Annotated in this window: 2 protein-coding genes; one reads left to right on the forward strand and one right to left on the reverse strand. The window is 61.9% G+C overall.

The window, feature by feature from the left end:
* Nucleotides 1-3,071 (reverse strand): ribonuclease E (gene rne / locus PMI29_RS14825; RefSeq protein ID WP_007998155.1); only part of this gene is annotated, 3,071 nt, incomplete at its 3' end.
* Between the two features lie 702 nt (nucleotides 3,072-3,773).
* Between rne and PMI29_RS31125 the strand changes: the two genes are divergently transcribed.
* Nucleotides 3,774-4,053 (forward strand): S4 domain-containing protein (locus tag PMI29_RS31125; protein WP_007998159.1); only part of this gene is annotated, 280 nt, incomplete at its 3' end.

Genomic DNA, 4,053 nt, shown 5'->3' on the forward strand with positions numbered 1-4,053 from the left:
GCAGCGACAACCGCTTCAGCCGGAGCAGCAGCGGCAGCCAGTTCAGCTTCCTTCTGCAGGCGCTCGGCTTCACGCTTGCGACGACGCACTTCGCGTGGGTCGTTAGGCGCACGGCCACTTGGCGTCAGGGCGCTGACAGGAGCGGCCTCGACTACCGGTGCAGGTGCTTCGGCAACTACCGGTGCTTCAACGACTGGCGCTTCAACCACCGGCGCTGGAGCCGGTTCTGCAGCAGCAACCACCGGCTCGGAAACCATGGCTTCAACCACTTGGGTTTCAGCGGCTGGTGCCGGGGTTTCAGCAACGGCTGGCTCGGCCACCCAGTTGAACGCCGTTTGCTCTTCACGTACTTCGCGAACGGTTTCAGTCACGGTTTCGACAACCGCTTCTGCAACCACGGCAGGTGCTTCAACCTCTGGAGCCGGCTCGGCAGCCGCTTCAACGGCAGGCTGTGCCTCAGGCGCTGGCGCCACTTCGATTTCCGGCGCCGCAGTGACTTCAATCGGCGTGGTTGCTTCAACGACTGGCGCTTCAACCGGAGCGGTTTCCAGGGTCGCGGCAGTGGCGCGTTCGGCTTGCTCGTTGGCCTGTGCTTCGGCTGGAGCGCTGATCACGCTGCTGGCGACGGCTGCGGTAACAGCCAGGCCGGCGGCCAGATCGGCAACACTCGGTGCTTCGGCGTTTTCGCCGGACTCGGACTCATCCGAACCTTCGATCACGTTGCCGTTGGCGTCACGCTGACGCTCGCGACGGTTGCTGCGACGACGCTGGCCACGGGAGCGGCGACGAGGACGATCGCCCTCGGGGCTTTCCTGGCCGTCTTCCTGCAGTTGCTCTTCGCTGGTGGTCAGTTCTTCTTCGGCTGCGGCGGCGGCTTGCTCGGCACGTGGTTGGCGCTCTTCACGCGGTGGGCGTGGAGCACGTTCTTCACGTGGCTGGCGAGCTGGACGCTCTTCAGCGGTAGCAGCAGCGGCTGGAGCGGCTGGAGCGGCATCCAGAGGCTCGCGCAGTTCACGAACGCGCTCTTCGCGCTCGCCACGTGGCTTGCGATCTTCACGCGGTGCACGCGGTGCACGTTCTTCACGAGGAGCGCGTGGTGCGCGTTCTTCGCGGGCTACTGCCGGAGTCTCTTCACGGGATTCACGTGGCTCACGGACTTCGCGAGGCTGACGCTCTTCACGTGGCTCACGTGGTGCGCGTTCTTCACGCGGTGCACGCTCTTCGCGAGGCTTGCGCTCTTCATCGCGGCGAACGTTACGGTTGCGGCTCTGCTGGCGACCGTTGCGACGCTCTTCGTTGCGGGCCGGACGCTCGGCGGCAGGCTTTTCAACCACAACCGGCGCGACAGGCTCTTCCTTGGTGGCGAACAGGCTCACCAGCGACTTCACCAGGCCTTTGAACAGGCTTGGCTCTGGCACGGCAGCCGGAGCCGGGGCTGGCGCGGCAACTTCGGTCGGAACCGGAGCGTTGGCGCGGGCCGGCGCCGTCTTGACCGCTGCTTCCTGGCGAACCAGGGTGCGGGTCGCAGCGGCAGGCTGGACTTCTTCCACTTCAGCAGCGGCAGCGGCGATTTCGTAGCTGGACTGGTTGGTGGCCGCTTCCGGGCTGTCATCACGCAGGCGCTGCACTTCGAAGTGCGGCGTCTCGAGGTGATCGTTCGGCAGGATGACGATGCGGGCGCGGGTGCGCAGTTCGATCTTGGTGATCGAGTTGCGTTTTTCATTGAGCAGGAATGCAGCCACCGGGATCGGCACTTGTGCACGAACTTCGGCGGTGCGGTCTTTCAGGGCTTCTTCTTCGATCAGGCGCAGGATCGCCAGGGACAGCGATTCAACGTCACGGATGATGCCGGTGCCGTTGCAACGCGGGCAGACGATGCCGCTGCTTTCGCCCAGGGATGGACGCAGGCGCTGACGGGACATTTCCAGCAGGCCGAAGCGCGAGATGCGACCGACTTGCACGCGGGCGCGGTCGGCTTCCAGGCATTCGCGGACTTTCTCTTCCACGGCGCGCTGGTTCTTGGCAGGGGTCATGTCGATGAAGTCGATGACGATCAGGCCGCCGATGTCGCGCAGGCGCAACTGACGGGCGATTTCTTCGGCGGCTTCAAGGTTGGTTTGCAGCGCGGTTTCTTCGATGTCGCTGCCTTTGGTGGCGCGCGCCGAGTTGATGTCGATGGAAACCAGGGCTTCGGTCGGATCGATCACGATGGAACCGCCGGAAGGCAGTTCGACGACGCGCTGGAATGCGGTTTCGATCTGGCTTTCGATCTGGAAGCGGTTGAACAGCGGAACGCTGTCTTCGTACAGCTTGATCTTGCTGGCGTACTGCGGCATCACCTGGCGGATGAAGGTCAGGGCTTCGTCCTGGGCTTCAACGCTGTCGATCAGCACTTCGCCGATGTCCTGGCGCAGGTAGTCGCGGATCGCGCGGATGATCACGTTGCTTTCCTGGTAGATCAGGAATGGCGCGGCGCGATCCAGCGAGGCTTCCTTGATGGCGGTCCACAGTTGCAGCAGGTAGTCGAGGTCCCACTGCATTTCTTCGCTGCTGCGGCCCAGGCCGGCAGTACGCACGATCAGGCCCATGTCGGCCGGGGCAACCAGGCCGTTCAGGGCTTCACGCAGTTCGTTGCGTTCTTCGCCTTCGATGCGACGGGAGATACCGCCGGCACGCGGGTTGTTCGGCATCAGCACCAGGTAACGACCGGCCAGGCTGATGAAGGTGGTCAGGGCGGCGCCCTTGTTGCCACGTTCTTCTTTTTCGACCTGAACGATGACTTCCTGGCCTTCGCTCAGGACGTCCTTGATGTTGACGCGACCTTCCGGGGCTTTCTTGAAGTATTCGCGGGAGATTTCTTTGAGGGGCAGGAAGCCGTGGCGCTCAGAGCCGAAATCGACAAAGGCAGCCTCGAGGCTTGGTTCGATGCGAGTAATCCGGCCTTTATAGATGTTGGCCTTCTTCTGCTCGCGTGCACCGGATTCGATGTCCAGGTCGTAGAGGCGCTGGCCATCTACCAGTGCAACACGCAACTCTTCGGGTTGAGTTGCGTTAATCAGCATTCTTTTCATGTAGTACCGTCGGTTTCCGGGCTGCCGGAAACGGCGTTCGGCACACACGACTTCTCACGGTCGGTGTCAGGTGCGTCGGGAGTGGTTGGCCATTTCCCGTGTCCAGCGAAGTCCGGCCAATGTGGGCCTTCATCGCGACGTACGCGTCCTGCTTGCTGTGGCTACTTAAGCACTCAGTCAGGAGGAGGAATCAACCAGCGGCTGTGGACGAGATGAAGCGTCTTGAGAAAGCCTGTTGCTACACAGTCCGGCGGTTGTGCATCTCCACCCTACACGTATCCCTGATAATTCGGGTGCTGCCGCGCGCAGAATCCGCAGCGGGTTGGCATTTACCGTGAGCTCCGAAAGGGGAGGTCACGCATCATGGCTAATTTAGGCGTTGTTTCCGATGCCTTCGCTCGGGGTCATTCGCAACTGACTGCACTTTGTGAACTGGCCGTGAATATGGCGCGCAAAACGAGTGAAAAACTCTGCTTTGTGGCGTGATTCAGGCCTCATGTCACCTGCGCTCGTTACACCTGCAAACTCCACCGTTACGTAGCGAAAGCCCCGTAGGACGGCCTCGCGTCCTGGTGAATTGCGTTGGTCAGGGCCGGTTTTTGACCGTTGGTCCGCTGTCCAGGCCGCTTTTGGCGACGTTCGCGACTATAGCAGCAATGATTAAGTGCTTCAATTCCATAAAAAATTGTTATCATCCGCAGCATGACGACGACTACCCCCCCGACTCCAGGCGTACAACTGCTTGAGGTCTCGCCGGAATATGCCGGCCAACGTATTGATAATTTCCTTCTCGCCCGACTCAAAGGCGTGCCCAAGACCTTGATTTATCGCATTTTGCGCAAGGGCGAAGTGCGTGTGAACAAAGGTCGGATCAAGCCCGAGTACAAGCTGCAGGCGGGCGATATCGTGCGCGTGCCGCCGGTTCGCGTGCCCGAACGCGACGAGCCGGTGCCGCTGGCGCAAGGGCTGTTGCAGCGGCTCC

Source organism: Pseudomonas sp. GM49 (assembly GCF_000282355.1).
Lineage (GTDB): Bacteria > Pseudomonadota > Gammaproteobacteria > Pseudomonadales > Pseudomonadaceae > Aquipseudomonas.